Genomic DNA, 21,105 nt, shown 5'->3' with positions numbered 1-21,105 from the left:
TATCGCATGGAAGGAGAAATTATGAATCAGAGAGTGGGAAGAAGCAGTATCCGTCTGGCACAGCCGGTGTGTGTGATCGCCGGTGCCAGTATCGTGGGAAAAAAAGAAGGCGAAGGACCGTTAGGCACCCTGTTCGACATGGTGGGAGAGGATGATCTCTTCGGCTGTAAGACCTGGGAAGAGGCGGAAAGTAATCTCCAGAAGGACGCAGTCTACATGGTCATGGAAAAGGCCGGATGGAAAGCGGAGGATGTGTCGTATCTCTTCGCCGGTGATCTGTTGGGGCAGTGCATTGCCACTTCCTTCGGTATCTCCGCTTACAATATTCCTCTGTTTGGAGTCTACGGTGCCTGCTCTACCTGCGGGGAAGCGCTGACACTGGGAGCTGTGATGACAGCGGGAGGCTATGCGGAGCATGTGGTCTGTGTGACCTCCAGTCATTTTGCCAGTGCGGAGAAGGAGTTCCGTTTTCCGTTAGATTATGGGAGCCAGAGACCTCTGTCTGCCAGCTGGACGGTGACGGGAAGCGGAGCCTTTGCATTGGGACTAAATCAGAAGTGCAGAGCCCACATTACCGGCATGACTCCCGGAAGGATCGTGGATTACGGCCTGAAAGACTCCATGAACATGGGAGCATGCATGGCCCCGGCCGCTGCAGACACCGTTGCCCGTCACATGGAAGATTTTCATGTGACCCCGGAAGAATATGACCGGATCATCACCGGGGATCTGGGAAGCGTGGGACAGACGGTATTGATCGATCTTTTGCGGGAAAAGGGAATTGACATCGCCGACCGGCACATGGACTGCGGTATCGAGATTTTTGACGCAGAAGCCCAGGACACCCACGCCGGAGGCAGCGGCTGTGGATGCAGCGCTGTGACCCTGGCGGCATACATCCTGCCGAAGCTGGAATCCGGCGAGTGGAAAAAAGTCCTCTTTCTACCCACCGGCGCCCTGCTCAGTAAGACCAGTTTCAACGAAGGTAAAAGCGTGCCGGGGATCGCACATGCGGTAGTATTGGAGAGTCCGGCGGTGAAATAGGGAAAAGCAGCAGGTCAGAAATGAAACACACTCTTGCAAGCGCTGTAAGTTACTGGTAAAATAAACCTCAAACGGCGAAAACACATTATGCCGGGAATGGCTGGTGAGTCAAAATGCGCAGGATAGAATTTAAGATGGAGCGGCCGGGACTGTTGGAGGTCGGACAGAAGATCACAGTGACCGAGGGACTTCTGCCCAGTAACTATTATTATACGATAGACCCGTCTCTGGCCATGTCCCCCAATATTCCTTTTCGTTATCGGTTGAAGAATCGCGAAGGAGTTGTGGCGGATATCGTGGAGAATTCCAGAGGATTCTACGTGACGGCGGAATTTGATGAGCCGGAGGTAGATATGACGAAGTAAACGCTATGTGCATGCTGCATCGGATTTTGGATGTGCCAGGATCCGGAGGCATCCTCAGGGCGTAATTATAGGAAGAAGAGGAGAATATTATGTTACAGAAGATTTCAACAGACAAAGCACCCGCAGCAATCGGACCTTATTCCCAGGGAATCGTACTGGGCAATATCTTTTTCGCATCCGGTCAGATCCCTATTGATCCTGCAACCGGAGAGATCCACGGCACCACGATTGAAGAGCAGGCAGAGCAGGTAATGAAGAACATCGGCGAGCTGCTAAAGGCAGCAGGTACCGGCTACACCAGAGTAGCCAAGACCTCCTGCTTCCTAGCAGACATGGGCGATTTCGCAGCTTTCAATCAGGTCTATGCAAAGTACTTTACTGAGAATCCTGCCAGAAGCTGCGTTGCAGTCAAGACCCTTCCCAAGAACGTATTATGTGAAGTGGAAGTCATTGCGGAAGTATAAAGTGTAAGTAACCACCATGAGCAAATAGCATGATGTCGGGGTCAAAATCCCCACAGAGGCAGTTCTGCAAATGGGGCGCTACGAAGGTTATAAAGAAGAACAGGACGGAAGATCGTCGCTTACAGGCGGCGATTTTCTTGTGTATAGGTAAGGTGGACAGAAATTTATGAAAAACAATATTACTCTGATCGGCATGCCGGGTTCGGGAAAAAGTACGGTAGGCGTGGTTCTGGCAAAGCGCCTGGGCAGACGTTTTGTGGATTCGGATCTGGTGATTCAGGAAAGACACGGTAAATTATTGCATGAACTCATCACGGAACACGGCGTGGAGGGCTTCTGGCAGATTGAGAGCAACGTAAATGCCTCTCTGAATCTGGAAAACAGCATCATTGCCACCGGCGGAAGCGCCTGCTACGAGCCGGAGGGTATGCAGCATCTGCGGGATATCAGCACCGTGGTATATTTGAAGCTTCCTTATGAGGAAGTGGAACAGCGGCTGGGAGATCTGAATGCCAGAGGTGTGACCCTGCAGCCCGGTCAGACATTGAGGGACCTGTACGAGGAGAGAACCCCTTTGTATGAAAAATATGCGGATCTGATCATAGACTGTAGCAGAAAAATGCTGCGGGATGTAGTGGCGGAGATTGCTGAGAGATATAAGAAACAGCCCTGACAAGATCACATAACCGTAAAGCAGCATGGAACGAAAAATATAAGGAATGGAAAATACAGCTATGGAAAATACGAGAACAAAAACTACGAGAAACAGCCTGATCCTGCTGTTAACGGCTGCCATCTGGGGCATGGCATTCGTCTCCCAGAGCAAGGGCATGGACTATATGCATCCGTTCACCTTTAACGGTGTCCGTTCCCTGATCGGTGCCGCCAGCATTCTGGTGTATATTCTGATCAGCAGAAAGATTGCAGGGGACAAAGCTGCGCCCCTTGACTGGAAACTGAATGTGAAAGCAGGACTTTTGTGTGGCATTTTCCTAACGATCGCCAGTACCTTGCAGCAGTTCGGTATTAAATACACCAGTGTCGGTAAGGCGGGATTTATCACAACGCTATATATCATTTTTGTCCCCATGTTCGGTATCTTTTTGAAGAAAAAAGTGGCGCCGGTGGTCTGGGTGGCAGCAGTCATGGCAGCCGTGGGCATGTATCTGCTCTGCATGACCGAGTCCCTGCGTCTCGGAGCCGGAGATATCATGGTATTTTTGTGTGCCATTGCATTTGCCATACAGATCATGACCGTTGACCATTATGCAGCAAGAATTGACGGAGCTGTGGTATCCTGTATCCAGTTCACGGTCTGTGGAGTGGTCTGCTGCATCGGAGCACTCATCTGGGGACAGCCCACCTTCGGTCAGCTGCAGGAAGGCCTGGGAGCCCTGTTATATGCCGGTGTTTTAAGCTGTGGTGTGGGTTATACCTTACAGATCGTAGGCCAGAAAGGACTGAATCCTACGGTGGCGGCACTGATCATGAGCCTGGAATCCGTCATTGCCACGATCTCCGGATGGATCGCCTATAAGATCGGATTTCTGACGACTGATCAGACACTGACAGCCAGGCAGATCGCAGGCTGCGTTATCGTATTTGCGGCGGTGATCCTGGTACAGCTTCCGCCGGAATGGTTTCGTTTTGGCAAAAAGAATGCATCAATAAAGAATGCATAATTTTAAGAAAAAGTGCAGAGACTGTCCTTAAACAGATAGTAAGGGGGAAATGCAGAGAATGGATTATATCAATGCTTTCTGGGTGGGCGGTCTGATCTGTGCTGTGGTGCAGATATTAATGGAAAAGACGAAGATGATGCCGGGACGCATCATGGTGCTTCTGGTGGTCACCGGTGCGGTGATCAGTGCACTTGGCTGGTATGAACCGTTTCAGGATTATGCAGGAGCCGGCGCCAGTGTACCGTTGCTTGGATTTGGAAATGTATTAATGAAGGGCGTGAAAGAAGCGGTGCAGGAACAGGGATTCTTAGGACTGTTTGCCGGAGGATTCAAGGCCGGAGCCGTGGGAACCTCCGCAGCGCTGATCTTCGGTTATCTGGCGAGCCTGCTCAGCAAACCGAAGATGAAGGAGTGACCGTCAGGAACCGCTCCTACGAATGATTCGAAGAACTGGGGATACCCCGGAGAGCGGGATCAGAGTTCTTCGTAGGAGATACCCTTCAGATCCAGATATTTTTTTAATGCCTTGTCCCATGCGGTGTCGGCACTTTTATCCATGGTGAAGACCTGGTAGGCACATCCGGTGGTGAGAACGGTTTTTTCCCCGTCGTAGCGGATATTTAATACCAGCGCCCGGATGACGCCCGGATCGACCTGGGCTTTTGTAAGCATGGCGGCGGCTTTATCCGGCTGCATATGAAGCACGAATTTAAAATACAAAGGAGTGTGTTTTCCCTTGATGAGGTCAAAGCACAGTCCTTTTATTTTGCTCCAGGACTGCAGCTCCCAGGGGATACAGTCTGCACTCCGTTCCTCTGCGGGATAGAAGTCCTTGTTGATATGCCCGTCAATGGTAACGGTGAGAGCCGTGCTGACGGTGGCTTCTTCCAACAGGAAAGGATCGAAAGTATCCGCTACCAGCAGGTGGTTCATAAAATTCTTCATGGATGTAATCTGTAATGCGATCATAGGGACTCCTTATATGTTTGTGAGAAGAACTCTGTGAGGAGCTTCGGTCGAAACGGAACAATCCGTAGGCATCAAAGTCGGGGACTTTTGGCCCCGGCATCATAATATGCTGACTATATAGAGATAGTATAAACGAAGTCCGCCGAAAAGGGAATATGAATATTTTGTGTAAAGGCTTTACGAACGGAATGTTTCGTGTTATTATAAGTAGTATTAAAAACTACATAGTATGGTTTTTAAAAAATGAAAATAATTGTAACTATTCAGTGCCCCATTCGCAGAATGACTCTTTGGGAGTTATATTTTTGAATAGCTGCAATCAATAATATGGAGATTAATATGAGTTTTAAAATCGTAGTAGACAGCTGTTGTGAATTGCCGGAAGAATATTTGCAGGATTCCCGGTTCGAGATCGTGCCTTTGGGACTGGAAGTGGGAGATTACCAGATTCAGGATGATGAGAATTTTGATCAGGCGGAATTCCTGAAAAAGGTGGCAGAGTGTCCGAAATGTCCCAAGTCGGCATGCCCTTCCCCAGAGCGTTTCAGGGAAGCCTACCACACAGAAGCAGAGCATGTGTATGTGATCACTTTATCCTCCCACCTCAGCGGAAGCTACAACAGTGCGGTGCTTGGTATGAATCTGTATCGGGAAAAATACGGGAAGAAGCAGATCCACGTCATCGATTCCGAGTCCGCCAGCTGTGGTGAGACCCAGATCGTGAAGAAACTGGTAGAACTGGAAGAGCAGGGCCTTTCCTTCGAAGAAATCGTGAAGCAGATCGAAGAGTTCCGCAGCAATGTGCATACCTATTTTGTACTGGATAATCTGGAGACGCTGCGCAAGAACGGCAGACTGACCGGTGTGAAAGCACTGGTGGCATCCACGCTGAACATCAAGCCGATCATGGCCGGAGACAAGGGCAGTATCGTGCAGAGAGGCCAGAGCGTCGGCATGAAGAAAGCACTCCGAAGAATGGCGGAGATCGTTCTGGAAGAGGCAGGGGATACGAAGGAACGTTTCCTGATGATCACCCACTGCAATGCTCCTGACCGCGCCGAGACCATGAAGAAGCTTCTTATGGAAAAGGCAGAGTTCAAAGGATGCCTGATCATGGACACCCGCGGTGTCAGCAGCATGTACGCCAACGATGGCGGCGTGATCGTGACGGTGTAAAAAGATTAATATCATAGGCAATATAGCTCCGGCGGATTAGCCTGTCATTTTTTGTTTCTGACAGCCTGTTCCGCCTGGGCTTTTGTTTTCCTGAAAACTAGGAAAAACAGGCGATTTCCGAGGAAAAAGCGTTCCGAAAGCGGCCAGAAAAGGTGAGTTTCCTTCAAAAGTGGGTATTTGGTCGGAAAAGGTGGAAAAAATTTCTTCTGGCAAGGAAAAATCCACTATTTTGAGCCTGTTCTATCATTGTAAAAGGAACGGTTTTGTATCAAAAACAGGAAAATGCTGCAAAAAAATACAAAAACACAGGATTTTCAGGAAATTGGAGAAGATATTTTCGTTAAAGATACGTTTTTGGCTGTTTTTGTACAAAAAAGTGGCAGAACAGTGACTTTTTTGTATGAAATCGGTTATTTTATGGGGATTTACGAAAATACCTGATTCTATCGGATTCCCTACGAAGGATCCGATGAGATTGTCTGGCAGAAAAACCGATGTCAAGAGAGTATTGCTACGGATGTAGCAGAAAAAGCAAAAAATGTAAGAGCTTACATCTATGTGAGCCAAACATCCTCATGCATATTCCACAAAAAGATAGATAAAAAATTAACTTTCCTAAAAACTATTGATAGTTTTTATTATTTAGGATACAATTGCACATATACAAAAATCAGTAGCCGACAAGAAACGGCTATTTTTTAAAAAACAAAATGTAAGCGCTTACACGGCGTAACAGGCAGCCAGCTCAGGTGGCCAATGCCATAGTACGTGTCAGTAAAACACCGCGCCCGCAGACGGAGAGCAGCACGCCATAGCCGTTGCCGGCAGCGCCCGTGGCGCAGGGCATAAAAGTAACGCAGGCATCAGCCCGCAGAATGGAGAAGATTATGAGCCGATTGAAGATAGCTACCCCGAATAAAGCACAGCTTACGGTGGAACGCCTGTACAAAGATCTGGAGAGAAGAATTATCGCCAGCCCGCCCGGATTATGTCCGGTGGACCTGCAGCTTTCTTTTCTGAAAATGTGTCATGCCCAGACCTGTGGTAAATGTGTGCCCTGCCGTGTGGGACTGGGGCAGTTGCAGAACCTGATGGAGGATGTATTGGCAGGCAAAGCCACCCTGAAGACACTGGATCTGATCCGGGATACCGCTTCCGACATTGTGGACTCCGCTGACTGTGCCATCGGTTACGAGGCGGCCCATATGGTACTGGCCGGACTGGAAGGCTTCCGTGAGGATTATGTCTACCACATTGAACATGGCGGAAAATGTTCCTGCCATATTACCCAGCCGGTTCCCTGTGTGGCGCTGTGCCCCGCAGGTGTGGATATCCCCGGTTACATAGCACTGGTGAAGGAAGGGCGTTATGCAGATGCCGTGAAGCTGATCCGCAAGGACAATCCTTTCCCCACCGCCTGTGCCCTGATCTGTGAGCATCCCTGTGAGGCAAGATGCCGCCGCAACATGATCGATAGTGCCATCAATATCCGCGGCCTGAAGCGTATGGCAGTGGACAATGCCAGAGCCAACACGGTTCCTGTGCCTGAGAAAGCGGAGAGCACCGGTAAAAAAGTAGCAATCATCGGCGGAGGCCCCGGCGGACTGTCTGCGGCATATTATCTGGAGCTGATGGGACACCATGCCGTGGTATTTGAGGAAAAGAGCAAGCTGGGCGGTATGCTGCGCTACGGAATTCCCAACTATCGTTTCCCAAGAGAACGCTTACAGGAGGATATTGACACTATTCTGTCCACCGGAGTGGAAGTGAAATTGAACACCAGAGTCGGCAACGGCGAAGGTGAGATTTCTTATAATAAGCTGCACGAAGAATACGATGCAGTCTATATTGCCATCGGTGCCCATACGGATAAAAAGATCGGTATCGAGGGAGAGGATGCCAACGGTGTCATGTCTGCAGTGGAAATGCTGCGCCGCATCGGTGACGATGACATGCCGGACTTCAAGGACAAGACCGTAGTCGTAGTCGGCGGCGGTAACGTAGCCATGGACTGTACCCGTTCCGCCATTCGTCTGGGTGCGAAAAAGGTGGGAATTGCCTACCGCAGAAGACAGACCGATATGACGGCGCTTCCTGAAGAAGTGGAAGGCGCCATCGCAGAGGGCGCAGAGCTTTACAGCCTGAAAGCACCTCACAAGATCGAAGCCGACGAGAACGGCAATGTGACGGCTCTGTGGGTAGAAACTCAGATCATCGGCCCAATCGATGCCTGGGGACGAGCCCGTCCGATCCAGGCGGATGTGCCTCTCCTTCGAATCCCCTGTGATATCGTCGTGGTGGCCATCGGTCAGGGTATCGAGACCCGCCATTTCGAGGAGGCGGGTCTCTCCGTAAAACGAGGCACCATTACTGCCATGAGTGACAGTGAAGTCAAGGATGTCCACGGTGTATTTGCCGGTGGTGACTGTGTGACCGGTCCGGCTACCGTCATCCGTGCCATTGCCGCCGGAAAAGTAGCTGCAGCCAATATCGATGAATATCTGGGTTACCACCATGTAGTACCCTGTGATGTGGAGATCCCGCCGGTATCCTACGAGGACAAGGAACCCTGCGGACGGATCCAGCTGAGTGAAAAGGAAGCCGGAGAGCGCAAGACGAATTTCGATGCATTTGAATGCGGCATGACGAAGCAGGAAGCCTGCCAGGAAGCGGGCAGATGCTTACGCTGCGATAAATACGGCTACGGAAGCTTAAAGGGCGGCCGAGCTGCCATCTGGTAAAAAGAGGAGCAAACAATGGGCGAGAAAATGATAAACCTTACAATAGACGGCGTGCAGCTGCAGGTCCCGGAGGGAACCAGCGTCATGAGTGCGGCAGCAGGCGTGGGAATCGAAGTACCGCATCTGTGCTTTTTAAAAGACATCAATGAGATCAGTGCCTGCAAGGTCTGCGTGGTGGAAGTGCAGGGAAAAAGCAAGCTGATCACAGCCTGCAACAGCCCGGTGGAAGAGGGAATGGTAGTGTATACCAATTCTCCGAAGGTACGCCGTGTGCGCAAGACAAATGTGGAACTGATCCTGTCCCAGCATGATTGTCACTGTGCCACCTGTGTCAGAAGCCGTAACTGTAATTTACAGCAGATTTCCAACGATCTGGGAATTCTGGAAGTACCTTTTACCGAGGAGGTTCCCGAGACACCCTGGGATCATTCTTTCCCTCTGATCCGGGATTCCAGAAAATGTATTAAATGTATGCGCTGTGTACAGATCTGCGATAAAGTCCAGGCCATGCATGTCTGGGATGTACAGAACACCGGATCCCGTACCACAGTAGATGTGGCGGATAATAAGACCATCGATTGCTCCGACTGTACACTGTGTGGACAGTGTATTACCCATTGTCCTACCGGAGCATTGCGGGAACGAGACGATACATACAAGGCTTTCGAGGCACTGGCGGATCCCGAGAAGGTCACAGTAGTCCAGGTGGCACCGGCGGTAAGAACCGCATGGGGCGAGGAACTGGGACTGAATGCGGAGGAAGCTTCCGAGGGCAAAATGGTGGCAGCGCTGAAGCGCATCGGTTTTGACTATGTATTTGATACCAACTTCGCAGCGGATCTGACGATTATGGAAGAGGGAAACGAACTGCTGGAGCGGCTGGACAATTCCCGGAAATACGCATGGCCCATGTTTACCTCCTGCTGTCCCGGCTGGGTAAGCTTCGTGTCCAAGAAGTATCCGGAGTATCTGCGGAATTTGTCCACGGCAAAATCCCCCCAGCAGATGTTCGGTGCCATGGCGAAGACTTATTTTGCACAGAAGAAAGGGATTGATCCCAATAATATCTGCTGTATCTCCATCATGCCCTGCGTATCCAAGAAGAGAGAGGCTTCTCTTTCTTATATGAAGAGCGCCGGAGCCGGACAGGATGTGGATATTGTACTGACCACAAGAGAATTCGTGCGGATGATCCGTGCCGAGCATATCAATACCCGGTTCTTAAAGGAGCAGGCTTTTGATTCTCCTCTGGGAGAAAGCACCGGTGCCGGAGTGATCTTCGGCGTCACCGGCGGTGTCATGGAGGCAGCACTTCGTACCGCATATGCAGTAGTGGAAGGCAAGAATCCGGAAGCAGATGCTTTCCGGGCAGTCCGGGGAAGAGACGGCAGAAGAGAAGCAGACTTCACACTGGGAGATCAGACCTTACATACCTGTACTGTCAGCGGACTGGCCAATGCGGAGAAGCTGATGGAGGACATTAAGGCAGGAAGGGTATCCTATGATTTCGTGGAAGTCATGGCATGCCCCGGTGGTTGTGTCGGAGGCGGCGGACAGCCCATCCACGACGGATGCGAATTCGCGGAGCGGCGCGGAGGCACCCTGTACCGTCTGGACAGTGAGAGAAAGCTTCGCTTCTCCCATGAGAACCCCGAGGTACAGAAGGCCTACGAAGAGTTCCTGGGCAAGCCCCTCAGCCGCACCGCCCATAAGCTTTTGCATTCCGAACACGTGAACGAACTGTACTTTGAAACACATAACTACTTGTAATACCAGGTGACCGATTTAGCCGCAGGGCATGCTTGCATGCGCCTGCGGCTGAATCAGGGAACCGCCCAAACATGAGGAAGAAGCGATTTGCGAAGCAAATCAGCGGAATCCGAATGTTTGCAAGACCCTATTGACATTTTTTCACACAGGGTCTATACTGTGTATAGTTTAAAGATGATTACTAGAGTAAGAGTGGACGCGCGCCACTCTTTCTTGTTGTTGTAACGACAGCTCATATCAGTAAAGGAGGGCCTACATGTCCAAACGAGAGGACTACGAAAACAGAACCGAAGAACTGCTGACGCCCATCGCAGAAGTAAGTCAGGTGGAGATCTATGATGTGGAGTATGTAAAAGAAGGCAGTGACTACTATCTGAGAGCTTACATCGACAAGCCGGAAGGTGTGAACATTCTGGATTGCGAGAATGTCAGCAGAGCATTATCCGAAGCTCTGGACAAGGCTGATTTCATTCCGGATGCTTACATTCTGGAAGTCAGCAGCCCGGGACTGGGTAGAACACTGAAAAAGGATAAGCATTTGCAGAAGAGCATCGGTGAAGAAGTAGAGATCAAGCTGTTCAAGCCCATTGACAAATGCAAAGAGTTTTCTGGCATTCTGGAGAGCTTCAATGCAGATAACATTACGATCACGGAAAACGGCAGCCCGAGAACTTTTGCCAGAGCAGACATTGCCCTGATCCGTCTTGCATTAGATTTTTGATACTATTCAGAGCCAAAGGGCGAAGGAATAGTTATAGCTTGTAGAATAAGAAGAAACCATACACTAAGAAAAGGCGAAAGCCGGAATGGAGGAAATAATGAATAAGGAATTAATGGAGGCACTGGACGTTCTGGAGAAGGAGAAGGAGATCAGCAAGGAGACCTTGTTTGAAGCCATCGAGAACTCCCTGATGACAGCCTGCAAGAACCATTTTGGAAAGGCTGACAATGTCCATGTGGAGATTAATAGAGAAACCTGCGATTTTCTGGTATATGCTGAGAAGGAAGTCGTTCCCACGAAGGATGATGTGGAGGATGACTGCCTGCAGATTGCTCTGGAGGATGCACAGGAGATTTCCAAGAGAGCACAGGTGGGCGACATGATCCATGTGGAGATCAAGTCCAAGGAGTTCGGCCGTATCGCTACCCAGAATGCCAAGAACGTGATCTTACAGAAGATCCGTGAGGAAGAGAGAAGCGTGATCTACAACCAGTACTACGAGAAGGAAAAGGATGTTGTGACCGGCGTAGTACAGCGTTATGTAGGCAAGAACATCAGCATCAATCTGGGTAAGGCAGATGCCATGCTGACCGAGAACGAGCAGGTAAAGGGCGAAGTATTCAAGCCCACCGAGCGTATCAAGGTTTACATTGTGGAAGTAAAGAACACCCCGAAGGGACCCCGCATCAATGTCAGCCGTACCCATCCGGAACTGGTAAAGAGACTGTTCGAGTCCGAAGTTACCGAGATCAAGGACGGTACCGTAGAGATCAAGAGCATTGCCAGAGAGGCAGGAAGCCGTACCAAGATCGCTGTATGGAGCAATAACCCCAATGTAGATGCTGTCGGCGCCTGTGTAGGTATGAATGGTGCCCGCGTCAATGCTATCGTGGAAGAGCTGCGCGGTGAGAAGATCGATATCGTGAACTGGGATGAGAACCCCGGTAACCTGATTCAGAATGCACTTTCTCCTGCCAAGATCGTAGCAGTATTTGCAGATCCCGATGAGAAGACCGCAAAGGTAGTCGTACCCGATTATCAGTTGTCTCTGGCTATCGGTAAGGAAGGTCAGAACGCAAGACTGGCAGCAAGACTGACCGGCTACAAGATCGACATCAAGTCCGAGACTCAGGCCAAGGATGCTCCCGGCTTCCGTTATGAGGACTATGTGGATGATTACGAAGATGATACCGTAGACGATTTTGATGGAGAGCAGGAATAATCAATGGCAAAAAAGATTCCACTGAGGCAGTGCGTAGGCTGCGGAGAAATGAAAGGCAAAAAAGAAATGCTGCGTGTCCTGAAAACACCGGAAGATGAGATATGTCTGGATGCAACCGGCAAAAAAAACGGACGTGGTGCATATATATGCAGACAGAAGGAATGTCTGCAGAAAGCCCGGAAGAATAAAGGATTAGAACGTTCTTTCAAGATGAGTATTTCTCCTGAGGTATATGATACACTGGAAAAGGAGTTTGATCAGCTTGAAACAGAATAAGATTTATTCCCTTTTGGGACTTGCGATGAGGGGGCGTAACCTGGTAAGCGGTGAATTCCAGACGGAGGACGCTGTGAAAAAAGGTTCTGCCATGTTGGTGATCGTTGCAGAGGATGCATCGGCCAATACGAAAAAGTTGTTTCACGACAAATGTTCCTATTATGAAGTCCCGGTATATGAATATGGCACGAAGGAAGAACTCGGCTGGGCCATCGGCCGGAACTTAAGATCTTCGGTAGGTGTGTGTGATGCGGGACTGGCAGATGCACTCATCAAGCAATTGGAAGCGAATTTGCCCGGTTAGGCAGAATGGAGGAAAGCATGGCGAAAATCAAAGTACATGAACTCGCAAAAGAATTGGAACTACAGAGTAAGGATATATTAAGTTTTTTACAGGAAAAAGGAATTGAGGCAAAGGCAGCACAGAGCTCGCTGGAAGAGGATGCGGCAGCACTGGTACGCAACAGCCTCGGAAAGAAAAAAGCAGCTGCACCCGCAGCACAGAAAGCTCCGGTAAATACCGAAAACGCAAAGCCTGCTGAGGAAAAGGCTCAGGCACCCGCAGGGGAAGCAAAGGCTCAGGAAACGAAAGTTTCCGAGGAGACCAAATCTACTGAGGAGACGAAAAAGAAGAAAAAGATTATTTTCGTTAGCAACCCTCAGAATTCCAAGATGCCCGGACAGCGTCAGGGTGGTCAGAGTGGACAGGGACAGAGAAATGCAGGCGGACAGCGTCCGAATCAGGGCGGCAGATACCAGAACAATGGTTACCAGAATAATTCCTACGGCAACCGTGTTCAGGCACAGGCTCCCGTACGTCCCATCAAGCCGCTGACCCCTCCGTCTCCCACTCCCAGCGTGGCAATGGTACCCGGCAACCGTGGACAGCAGCCTGCGAAAAAGCCTCAGACACAGGCACCGGTAAAGGAGCAGGCAGTACAGAATACTGCAGCCGCACAGGCACCTCAGGCAGCACAGCCTGCACAGAATGTGGCACAGACCAGACCGGCAGACAGACCTCAGAACGGTAACCGTGACAACCGCGATAACCGTCAGGGCGGTTACGGTCAGAATAATCGTGACAACCGTGGACAGAACGAGCGTGGCCAGGGCGGTTACAACCGTGACAACAGAGACGGCAATCGTGACAATCGTCAGGGTGGCTACGGACAGGGTAACCGTCAGGGCGGACAGAATGGTAACAGAGGAGGTATGGGCAATGGCAGACCTCAGGGAGGCGGATTTAACAGACAGGGTCGTCCGGGTATGGAAGGCGGTCAGGGTGATCGCCGCGGTAACGGCAATGGTGAGCGCGGTTACGGCAATAACGGCCGCGACGGAAGAGGCAATGGCGGATCGGGTAATCGATTCGGAGATAACAGACAGAATAAGGGCTTCGCTCCGGAACCTGCAGGCAAGGATCTTGAGAAGAAGCGCGAAGATGAAAAGAGACGTTTCAGCCAGGAGAAGGACAACAAGCGTTCCAAGAAGGACCATATCTACGAGGACGAGGACGCGCTGAAGAACAAGCCCGGACGTTTCATCAAGCCGGAAAAGAAGAAGGAAGAGGTACAGGAAGAGCAGATCAAGGTGATCGTGCTGCCGGAATCCATTACCATCAAAGAACTGGCTGAGAAGATGAAGTTACAGCCCGCAGCCATCATCAAGAAGCTGTTCCTGGAAGGTAAGATTGTAACCGTGAACCAGGAGATCTCCTATGAAGATGCAGAGAACATTGCCATGGAATATGACATTCTCTGTGAAAAAGAGGTCAAGGTAGATGTCATCGAAGAGCTGTTGAAGGAAGATGAAGAGGACGAGGCAGATCTGGTGGAGAGACCTCCCGTAATCTGTGTTATGGGTCACGTTGACCATGGTAAGACTTCCCTGTTAGACGCTATCCGGAAGACCAACGTAACCGATCGTGAGGCAGGTGGTATCACCCAGCACATCGGTGCTTATACTGTAAATGTGGGAGACCGTAAGATCACCTTCTTAGATACTCCCGGACACGAAGCATTTACCGCCATGCGTATGCGTGGTGCCAATGCGACCGATATCGCTATCCTGGTAGTAGCAGCGGACGACGGCGTAATGCCCCAGACCGTAGAGGCAATCAACCATGCAAAGGCAGCAGGTGTGGAGATCATCGTAGCAGTGAACAAGATCGATAAGCCCTCAGCCAACATTGACCGTGTAAAACAGGAGCTGGCAGAGTACGAGCTGATCCCCGAGGATTGGGGCGGAAGTACCGTCTTTGCACCGGTATCTGCGAAGAGCGGAGAAGGTATCGACCAGCTGCTTGACATGATCCTGCTGACCGCAGATATCATGGAACTCAAGGCCAACCCCAAGAGAAAAGCAAGAGGTCTGGTCATCGAGGCAGAGCTGGATAAGGGACGCGGTCCCGTGGCTACCGTACTGGTACAGAAAGGTACCCTGCATGTGGGAGATTTCATTTCCGCAGGCGTGGCACACGGTAAGGTAAGAGCCATGATCGATGATAAGGGACGCAGAGTAAAAGAAGCAGGACCGTCTACCCCTGTAGAAATCCTGGGCCTCTCCGATGTTCCCAGTGCAGGAGAAGTATTCCTGGCTCATGATAATGATAAGACAGCAAAATCCTATGCGGAGACCTATCTGGCACAGAACAAGGAAAAGATGCTGGAAGAGACCAAGGGCAGAATGTCCCTGGATGATCTGTTCAGCCAGATCCAGGAGGGTAATCTGAAGGAACTGAACCTGATCGTCAAGGCTGACGTACAGGGTAGTGTCGAGGCTGTAAAACAGTCCCTGATGAAGCTGTCCAACGAAGAAGTAGTAGTTAAATGTATCCACGGCGGCGTAGGTGCCATCAATGAGTCCGACGTATCTTTAGCAAGTGCGTCCAACGCGATCATCATCGGATTCAACGTTCGTCCCGATGCGACTGCCAAGGCAACCGCAGAGAGAGAGGGCGTGGATGTACGTCTGTACAAGGTCATCTACCAGGCTATCGAAGATGTGGAAGCTGCCATGAAGGGTATGCTGGATCCCGTATACGAGGAGAAGGTTATCGGTCATGCAGAGGTTCGTCAGATCTTCAAGGCATCCGCTATCGGTAACATCGCAGGTTCCTATGTTCTGGACGGTGTGTTCCAGAGAGGCTGTAAGGTTCGTATCACCCGTGAGGGCGAGCAGATCTTCGAAGGCAACCTGGCTTCCTTGAAGAGATTTAAGGATGATGTGAAGGAAGTTAAGGCCGGATATGAGTGTGGTCTCGTATTCGAAGGCTTTGACAAGATGCAGGAGCTGGATATCGTAGAAGCATATATCATGGTGGAAGTACCACGGTAGGTTACTAGAACGCATCCGTTCGCAGATGCATTCCGCTTACCCACGCTCGCGCTCTGCAAAAAACGTAGCGGACACTAAGAATCTTCCTGCGCTTTGCTTGCAAGATTCAAGTGCCGACGTTTTTCAACGGGGTTACGCGAAACGCATTCTGTTCGCGGATGCTCGCCAAGACGTCTACGATACCCGCAGGAAAGAATTAAGAAGGAATAAGAATGAGAAAGAATAGTGTGAAAAATACCCGTATCAACGGGGAAGTACAGCGCGTTCTGGCAGAGATCATCCGGGGCGGTCTCAAGGACCCCCGGATCAGTCCCTGGACCAGTGTGGTCGCTGTGGAAGTGGCACCGGATCTGAAGAGCTGTAAGGCATGGATCAGCGTGCTGGGAGACGAGGAAGTCAGAAAGTCTACCCTGCAGGGACTGAAGAGCGCCGAAGGCTTTATCCGCAGAGAACTGGCTCGTACCATCAATCTGCGTAATACTCCGGATATCACTTTTGTGATGGATCAGTCCATTGAATACGGTGTCAATATGTCCCACAAGATCGATGAGGTCATTGCAGCGGATGAACAGGCACAGAAGCCGGAAAATGAAGTGGTGGAAGATACGGAAGAAACAGAGGAAGGTGACGAGTAATGGATTTGCGTGAAGAATGTCTGGGTGCGAAAAAGATCGGCATCAGCGGACATATTCGTCCGGATGGAGACTGTGTGGGTGTATGTCTTTCCTTACAGATGTATCTGCGTAAACTCCTTCCCGAAGCGGAAGTTACCGTATATCTGCAGAAGCCGTCCGAAGAGTTTACCTATCTGAAAGGATACGATGAGATTCAGACCGAATGTCCCGTGCAGGAGCCTTTTGATGTGTATTTTGCGCTGGATTGCAGTGGGGATCGTCTGGGAGGTGCGGAGACGTATTTCCAGAATGCGAAAAAGAAGATCAACATTGATCATCACATCAGCAATTCCGGTTGCGGTGATGTGAATCTGGTCCGTCCGGAAGTGGGAAGTGCCTGTGAGGTGCTGTATCACATTATGGATGCGGAACTTATTGACAAGGATATTGCGGAAGCGCTGTATACCGGCATCATCCATGATACCGGTGTATTCCAGTATTCCAATACGACACCGGAGACGTTGCAGGCAGCAGCGTTTCTGATCTCCTTCGGATTCAATTTCCCGAAGCTGATCGAGGAAAGCTTTTACCAGAAGACCTATCTGCAGACCCAGATCATGGGCAGAGCTCTGATGGAGAGCATTCGTTTCATGGACGGACGCTGCATCGTGAGCATGGTGGACCGCAAGACCATGGAATTCTACAATGCGGTACCGGGAGATCTGGACGGCATTGTGAACCAGTTGCGCAATATCAAGGGCGTGGACTGTGCGATTTTCATGTATGAGACCAACGTACTGGAGTACAAGGTCAGCATGCGTTCCAATGAGAAAGTAGATGTGGCGAAGGTGGCATCTTTCTTCGGAGGCGGCGGACATGTACGTGCCGCAGGCTGCACTATGAAGGGAACCTTCCATGATTGTGTCAACAATTTGTCACTGCACATCGACAAACAACTGCGGGGAGAACAGGATTAATGGACGGCATCATCAATGTATATAAGGAAGCGGGCTTTACCTCCCATGATGTGGTAGCCAAGCTTCGCGGGATCTGCCGGCAGAAAAAGATAGGGCACACAGGTACACTGGATCCACAGGCTACCGGTGTGCTTCCTGTATGTCTGGGGAATGCTACCAGAGCATGTGAAATGCTGACGGACAGGACCAAGGAATATGTGGCAGAACTTCTGCTGGGACAGATCACAGATACCCAGGATATCACGGGAACCGTTCTGGAAGAGCGGGAAGTGGCGGTGAGTGAAGCACAGGTACGTGAAGTGATCGCCGGTTTTGTCGGCGGCTATGACCAGATCCCACCCATGTATTCTGCACTGAAGGTCAATGGGAAAAAGCTCTATGAGCTGGCCAGAGCGGGCAAAGAAGTGGAACGGCAGGCAAGACATGTGGATCTGCCGGCAATCGAGATTCTGGAAATAAAGTTTCCCGTGGTAAAATTCCGCGTGGAATGTTCCAAGGGAACCTATATCCGCAGTCTCTGTGCCGATATTGGGGAAAAACTGTGCTGCGGCGGCACCATGCAGAGCCTCGTTCGCACCAGAGTCGGGGAATTCCGGCTGGCAGATGCCCTGACACTTGCACAGCTGCAGGAACTTCGGGACACGGAGAGGCTGGAGGAAGCACTGCTTCCCACAGACCGTATTTTTTCGGATTTTCCCATGTTGCATGTGGAGGAAAAGTGGCGGAAACTGATCGATAACGGGAATGCTTTTTATCCGGGACAGACTGTGGAACAGACCACACATCCGGCAGGAGAGTGGGTGCGCATCTACAGAGAGGATGACAGCTTCGTGGGCATTTATGCGTATGATGAAACGAAGGAATGGTACAAGCCCGTGAAGATCTTCCCAAGTAATACAGAAAGCAGGAAATAGACTTGGAAATCATTGCAGGAACAACAGACTTTTATCTGGAAAAAGATACAGCAGTAGCCATCGGTAAATTTGACGGAGTCCATCTGGGCCACAGGAGACTTTTGGAAGAGATTCTTGGCCGAAAAAAATATGGGCTGGCGGCGTGCGTGTTCACCTTTGACCCTACACCGGCAGTGCTGTTCGGCCTGTCTGACGGTAAAGAACTGACCACCAGAGAGGAAAAAAGACGCCTGTTTGAACGTCTGGGAATCGACACTCTGATCGAGTTTCCTCTTACGAAGGAGACTGCAGCCACAGAGCCAGAGCGTTTTGCAACAGAGATTCTGGCCAAACAGATGAATACCCGGTTTGTGGCGGCAGGCGAGGATCTGTCTTTTGGCAAGAACGGCGCAGGAAATGCCGAACTTCTGGAGAGAATGGCGCCGCATCTGGGCTTTTGCGTCCAGACCATAGAGAAGATCGAAGTGAACGGCATCGAAGTCAGTTCCACTTACATCCGCAAGCTGGTGGAAGAGGGCCGGATGGAAGAGGCCGAAGAGATGCTGGGAATGCCTTATACACTGGTGGGAGCAGTGGAGCATGGCAATCATATCGGACATACCCTGGGATTTCCAACGGTGAATCTGCTGCCTCCCGCAGGCAAACTTCTGCCGCCCAACGGAGTTTACTATGCGGCGGTGCGCCATAATGGAAAGGTCTATAAGGCCATCAGCAATGTGGGAACCAAACCCACGGTTTCTTCTGAAAAAGTGATGGGGGTGGAATCTTATCTGTATGATTTTGACCAGGACATCTACGGGCAGGAGATCGAGGTGGCTTTGAAAAGATTTCGGCGCCCGGAACGCAGATTTGGATCGCTGGAAGAACTTAAGGAGCAGCTGGACCGGGATATTGCGGATGGACGAAATGCGTAGGAAAAACAGCTGTTTTACGCAAACACGGTAGAAATTGCGTAAAGTTTTGTAAAGAAAAGTAAAAGAAAAGTTAAAGAAAAGTAAAATTTACATTGCAAGTTTTTATTCTATCTCGTAAAATATATTTTGGATTGTTTATATAAGAATAAATTTGAAAATTATTGTTTTGGTTTTTCGGAAGAGAATCAAGAGAGATTGAGGGATTAAAAATGAGCTTTGGAACAATATTGACAATGGCAGGAGGTCTGGGACTGTTTTTATTCGGAATGGAACTGATGAGTGATTCCATTGAGAAGGTAGCAGGTGCCAGACTTCGTCGTATTCTGGAAATCTTTACCACGAACCGTTTCATGGGTATGATCGTCGGTATTATTTTTACCGGTATCATCCAGTCCTCTTCGGCATGTACGGTTATGGTCGTCAGCTTCGTTAACTCTGGTCTGATGAATCTGTATCAGGCGGCGGGCGTTATCCTCGGTGCAAACATCGGTACTACCATTACTTCACAGCTGGTATCTTTTAATTTATCCAAAATAGCACCGCTGATCCTGCTGGTGGGTGTGGTCGTGATGATGTTTACGAAGAAGGAAAAGGTCCGTAAGGTGGCGGAAGTGGTCGTTGGTTTCGGTATCCTGTTCGTAGGCCTGAGCACCATGTCCCAGGCTATGGCGAACATGAAGAATGAGCCACAGGTGGTCAATCTGCTGATGTCTCTGAAGAACCCGTTCTTAGCCACATTGATGGGATTTGCTCTGACAGCCATTATCCAGAGTTCGTCCGTAACGGTCAGCATTGTGTTGTTGCTGGCTAATCAGGATCTGCTGCCGTTACCTATTACGCTGTACATTATCCTGGGATGTAATATCGGTGCTTGTGCTACCGCAATGTTAGCTTCCATGACCGGTAAAAAGGACGCAAAGAGAGCAGCACTGATCCATCTGCTGTTCAATATTATCGGTACGGTTATTATCTACATTGCCCTGTTTGTGGCAGGAGACCAGATCGTGGAATTGATCAAGTCCATTTCCGCAGATAACGGTCGATTCGTAGCAAATGCACATACGCTGATCAAGATTGCGCAGGTAATTATGCTGTTCCCGTTCACCGGATGGCTGGTCAAGATGACTTACCTGATCGTACCAGGCGAGGATCAGAAGGTTGGCTACAGAGAGAGCTATCAGTTAAAATACATCGGCGACAAAGTGGTGTTCAACCCTGCTACCGCAGTGGTAGAGGTTATCAAAGAGCTGGAGCGTATGGCTTCTCTGGCAGAGGAGAACTTAAACCGTGCCATGAATGCCCTGATCACGCTGGATGAAGAGGACATTGAGGAAGTCTACGAGGTAGAGAAAAATATCAACTTCCTGAATCATGCCATCACGGATTATCTGGTGAAGATCAACCAGACCACGCTGCCCATCGAAGACTTGAACAGTCTGGGTGCCCTGTTCCATGTGGTGAACGATATCGAGCGTATCGGTGACCATGCGGAGAACGTGGCGGATGCTGCCAGACAGCGTAAGGAAGAAGGCGTTTCCATCAGTAAGGAAGCCCAGAAGGAACTGGGAGATATGTTGGAAATGGTCAACAAGATCATCCGTTATGCTGTAGAAATGTTCGCCAAGAGCGATGAATCCCATATGCAGGAGATCGTTACTCTGGAGGATCAGGTAGACGAGAAGGAACGCGAACTGCAGAAGAAACATGTAGAGCGTCTGACCAAGGGAGAGTGTTCTCCCGAAGCCGGCATGATCTTCTCCGATATCGTATCCGGACTGGAGAGAGTAGCAGACCATGCCACCAATATCGCTTTTGCCATTACCACAGAAGAGGATGCCGAAGACGGCGATATCAAACGGTAATTAACTAGAAAGTTAGCATAGCTACGAGCCATGCAAAAATAGAGTGGAACACCTCGAT

The 21,105-nt window shown here is 50.1% G+C and carries 20 protein-coding genes; 19 read left to right on the top strand and 1 reads right to left on the bottom strand.

What is annotated here, in order from left to right; genetic code table 11:
• Positions 1 to 21 precede the first annotated feature (21 nt).
• The 6 genes from DWZ61_RS13770 (at position 22) to DWZ61_RS13745 (ending at position 3,970) form a co-directional block, all read left to right on the top strand.
• Positions 22 to 1,044 carry a stage V sporulation protein AD gene (locus DWZ61_RS13770; protein ID WP_118505145.1) on the top strand — a complete coding sequence of 341 codons (1,023 nt, stop codon included), beginning with the start codon at positions 22 to 24 and terminating at the stop codon, positions 1,042 to 1,044.
• Positions 1,045 to 1,157: 113 nt separating this feature from the next.
• Positions 1,158 to 1,409 (top strand): hypothetical protein, encoded by a 252-nt coding sequence (locus tag DWZ61_RS13765; protein ID WP_022153424.1) that lies wholly within the window; start codon positions 1,158 to 1,160, stop codon positions 1,407 to 1,409.
• 89 nt (positions 1,410 to 1,498) lie between these two features.
• The gene (locus DWZ61_RS13760) at positions 1,499 to 1,873 is read left to right on the top strand and encodes a RidA family protein (protein ID WP_022312675.1); all 375 of its coding nucleotides are present in this window, start codon (positions 1,499 to 1,501) and stop codon (positions 1,871 to 1,873) included.
• Between the two features lie 166 nt (positions 1,874 to 2,039).
• Positions 2,040 to 2,546, top strand: a complete 507-nt coding sequence (locus tag DWZ61_RS13755) for a shikimate kinase (protein ID WP_022313590.1) — start codon at positions 2,040 to 2,042, stop codon at positions 2,544 to 2,546.
• Between the two features lie 61 nt (positions 2,547 to 2,607).
• Complete coding sequence (locus DWZ61_RS13750; RefSeq protein WP_118505149.1) at positions 2,608 to 3,555, top strand: DMT family transporter; 948 nt, start codon at positions 2,608 to 2,610, stop codon at positions 3,553 to 3,555.
• A 58-nt stretch (positions 3,556 to 3,613) separates the two neighbouring features.
• A complete protein-coding gene (locus DWZ61_RS13745; protein ID WP_118505151.1) occupies positions 3,614 to 3,970 on the top strand; it encodes a SpoVA/SpoVAEb family sporulation membrane protein in 357 nt (118 codons plus the stop codon).
• A gap of 59 nt (positions 3,971 to 4,029) precedes the next feature.
• On the opposite strand, the gene DWZ61_RS13740 is transcribed toward DWZ61_RS13745, so the two are convergent.
• Positions 4,030 to 4,524 (bottom strand): DUF5721 family protein, encoded by a 495-nt coding sequence (locus DWZ61_RS13740; RefSeq protein ID WP_118505153.1) that lies wholly within the window; start codon positions 4,522 to 4,524, stop codon positions 4,030 to 4,032.
• A gap of 339 nt (positions 4,525 to 4,863) precedes the next feature.
• Here DWZ61_RS13740 and DWZ61_RS13735 point away from each other — a divergent pair, with 339 nt between their 5' ends.
• The 13 genes from DWZ61_RS13735 (at position 4,864) to DWZ61_RS13675 (ending at position 21,047) form a co-directional block, all read left to right on the top strand.
• Positions 4,864 to 5,700, top strand: a complete 837-nt coding sequence (locus tag DWZ61_RS13735; RefSeq protein WP_022313022.1) for a DegV family protein — start codon at positions 4,864 to 4,866, stop codon at positions 5,698 to 5,700.
• A gap of 887 nt (positions 5,701 to 6,587) precedes the next feature.
• Entirely contained in the window at positions 6,588 to 8,441 is a 1,854-nt protein-coding gene (locus tag DWZ61_RS13730; RefSeq protein WP_118539216.1) for an NAD(P)-binding protein, read from the top strand.
• 27 nt (positions 8,442 to 8,468) lie between these two features.
• Positions 8,469 to 10,211 (top strand): NADH-dependent [FeFe] hydrogenase, group A6, encoded by a 1,743-nt coding sequence (locus DWZ61_RS13725; RefSeq protein ID WP_118539214.1) that lies wholly within the window; start codon positions 8,469 to 8,471, stop codon positions 10,209 to 10,211.
• Positions 10,212 to 10,467: 256 nt separating this feature from the next.
• A complete protein-coding gene (gene rimP, locus DWZ61_RS13720) occupies positions 10,468 to 10,932 on the top strand; it encodes a ribosome maturation factor RimP (RefSeq protein ID WP_117466160.1) in 465 nt (154 codons plus the stop codon).
• 97 nt (positions 10,933 to 11,029) lie between these two features.
• The gene (nusA, locus tag DWZ61_RS13715; protein WP_022313423.1) at positions 11,030 to 12,154 is read left to right on the top strand and encodes a transcription termination factor NusA; all 1,125 of its coding nucleotides are present in this window, start codon (positions 11,030 to 11,032) and stop codon (positions 12,152 to 12,154) included.
• A gap of 3 nt (positions 12,155 to 12,157) precedes the next feature.
• The gene (locus DWZ61_RS13710) at positions 12,158 to 12,430 is read left to right on the top strand and encodes a YlxR family protein (protein ID WP_022313422.1); all 273 of its coding nucleotides are present in this window, start codon (positions 12,158 to 12,160) and stop codon (positions 12,428 to 12,430) included.
• Entirely contained in the window at positions 12,417 to 12,734 is a 318-nt protein-coding gene (locus DWZ61_RS13705) for a ribosomal L7Ae/L30e/S12e/Gadd45 family protein (protein WP_022154232.1), read from the top strand. Before DWZ61_RS13710 ends, DWZ61_RS13705 begins: the two co-directional genes overlap by 14 nt.
• Before the next feature lie 17 nt (positions 12,735 to 12,751).
• The gene (infB, locus tag DWZ61_RS13700) at positions 12,752 to 15,766 is read left to right on the top strand and encodes a translation initiation factor IF-2 (RefSeq protein ID WP_118539158.1); all 3,015 of its coding nucleotides are present in this window, start codon (positions 12,752 to 12,754) and stop codon (positions 15,764 to 15,766) included.
• A 212-nt stretch (positions 15,767 to 15,978) separates the two neighbouring features.
• Positions 15,979 to 16,401, top strand: coding sequence for a 30S ribosome-binding factor RbfA (gene rbfA / locus DWZ61_RS13695; protein ID WP_117466158.1), 423 nt, complete (start codon positions 15,979 to 15,981; stop codon positions 16,399 to 16,401).
• Positions 16,401 to 17,357: a bifunctional oligoribonuclease/PAP phosphatase NrnA gene (locus DWZ61_RS13690; protein ID WP_118539156.1), complete on the top strand. Its 957-nt coding sequence runs from the start codon at positions 16,401 to 16,403 to the stop codon at positions 17,355 to 17,357. Before rbfA ends, DWZ61_RS13690 begins: the two co-directional genes overlap by 1 nt.
• Positions 17,357 to 18,271: a tRNA pseudouridine(55) synthase TruB gene (gene truB, locus DWZ61_RS13685; protein ID WP_117569056.1), complete on the top strand. Its 915-nt coding sequence runs from the start codon at positions 17,357 to 17,359 to the stop codon at positions 18,269 to 18,271. The genes DWZ61_RS13690 and truB overlap by 1 nt, the downstream gene beginning before the upstream one ends.
• 2 nt (positions 18,272 to 18,273) lie before the next feature.
• Positions 18,274 to 19,185 (top strand): bifunctional riboflavin kinase/FAD synthetase, encoded by a 912-nt coding sequence (locus DWZ61_RS13680; RefSeq protein WP_118539154.1) that lies wholly within the window; start codon positions 18,274 to 18,276, stop codon positions 19,183 to 19,185.
• 209 nt (positions 19,186 to 19,394) lie between these two features.
• Positions 19,395 to 21,047 carry a Na/Pi cotransporter family protein gene (locus tag DWZ61_RS13675; RefSeq protein WP_117569054.1) on the top strand — a complete coding sequence of 551 codons (1,653 nt, stop codon included), beginning with the start codon at positions 19,395 to 19,397 and terminating at the stop codon, positions 21,045 to 21,047.
• Positions 21,048 to 21,105: the final 58 nt, after the last annotated feature.

This window comes from Clostridium sp. AF34-10BH, from assembly GCF_003478095.1.
GTDB lineage: Bacteria > Bacillota > Clostridia > Lachnospirales > Lachnospiraceae > Acetatifactor > Acetatifactor acetigignens.
Note: the sequence above shows the minus strand (reverse complement) of the source record. Positions and strands in the feature narration are given on the sequence as shown.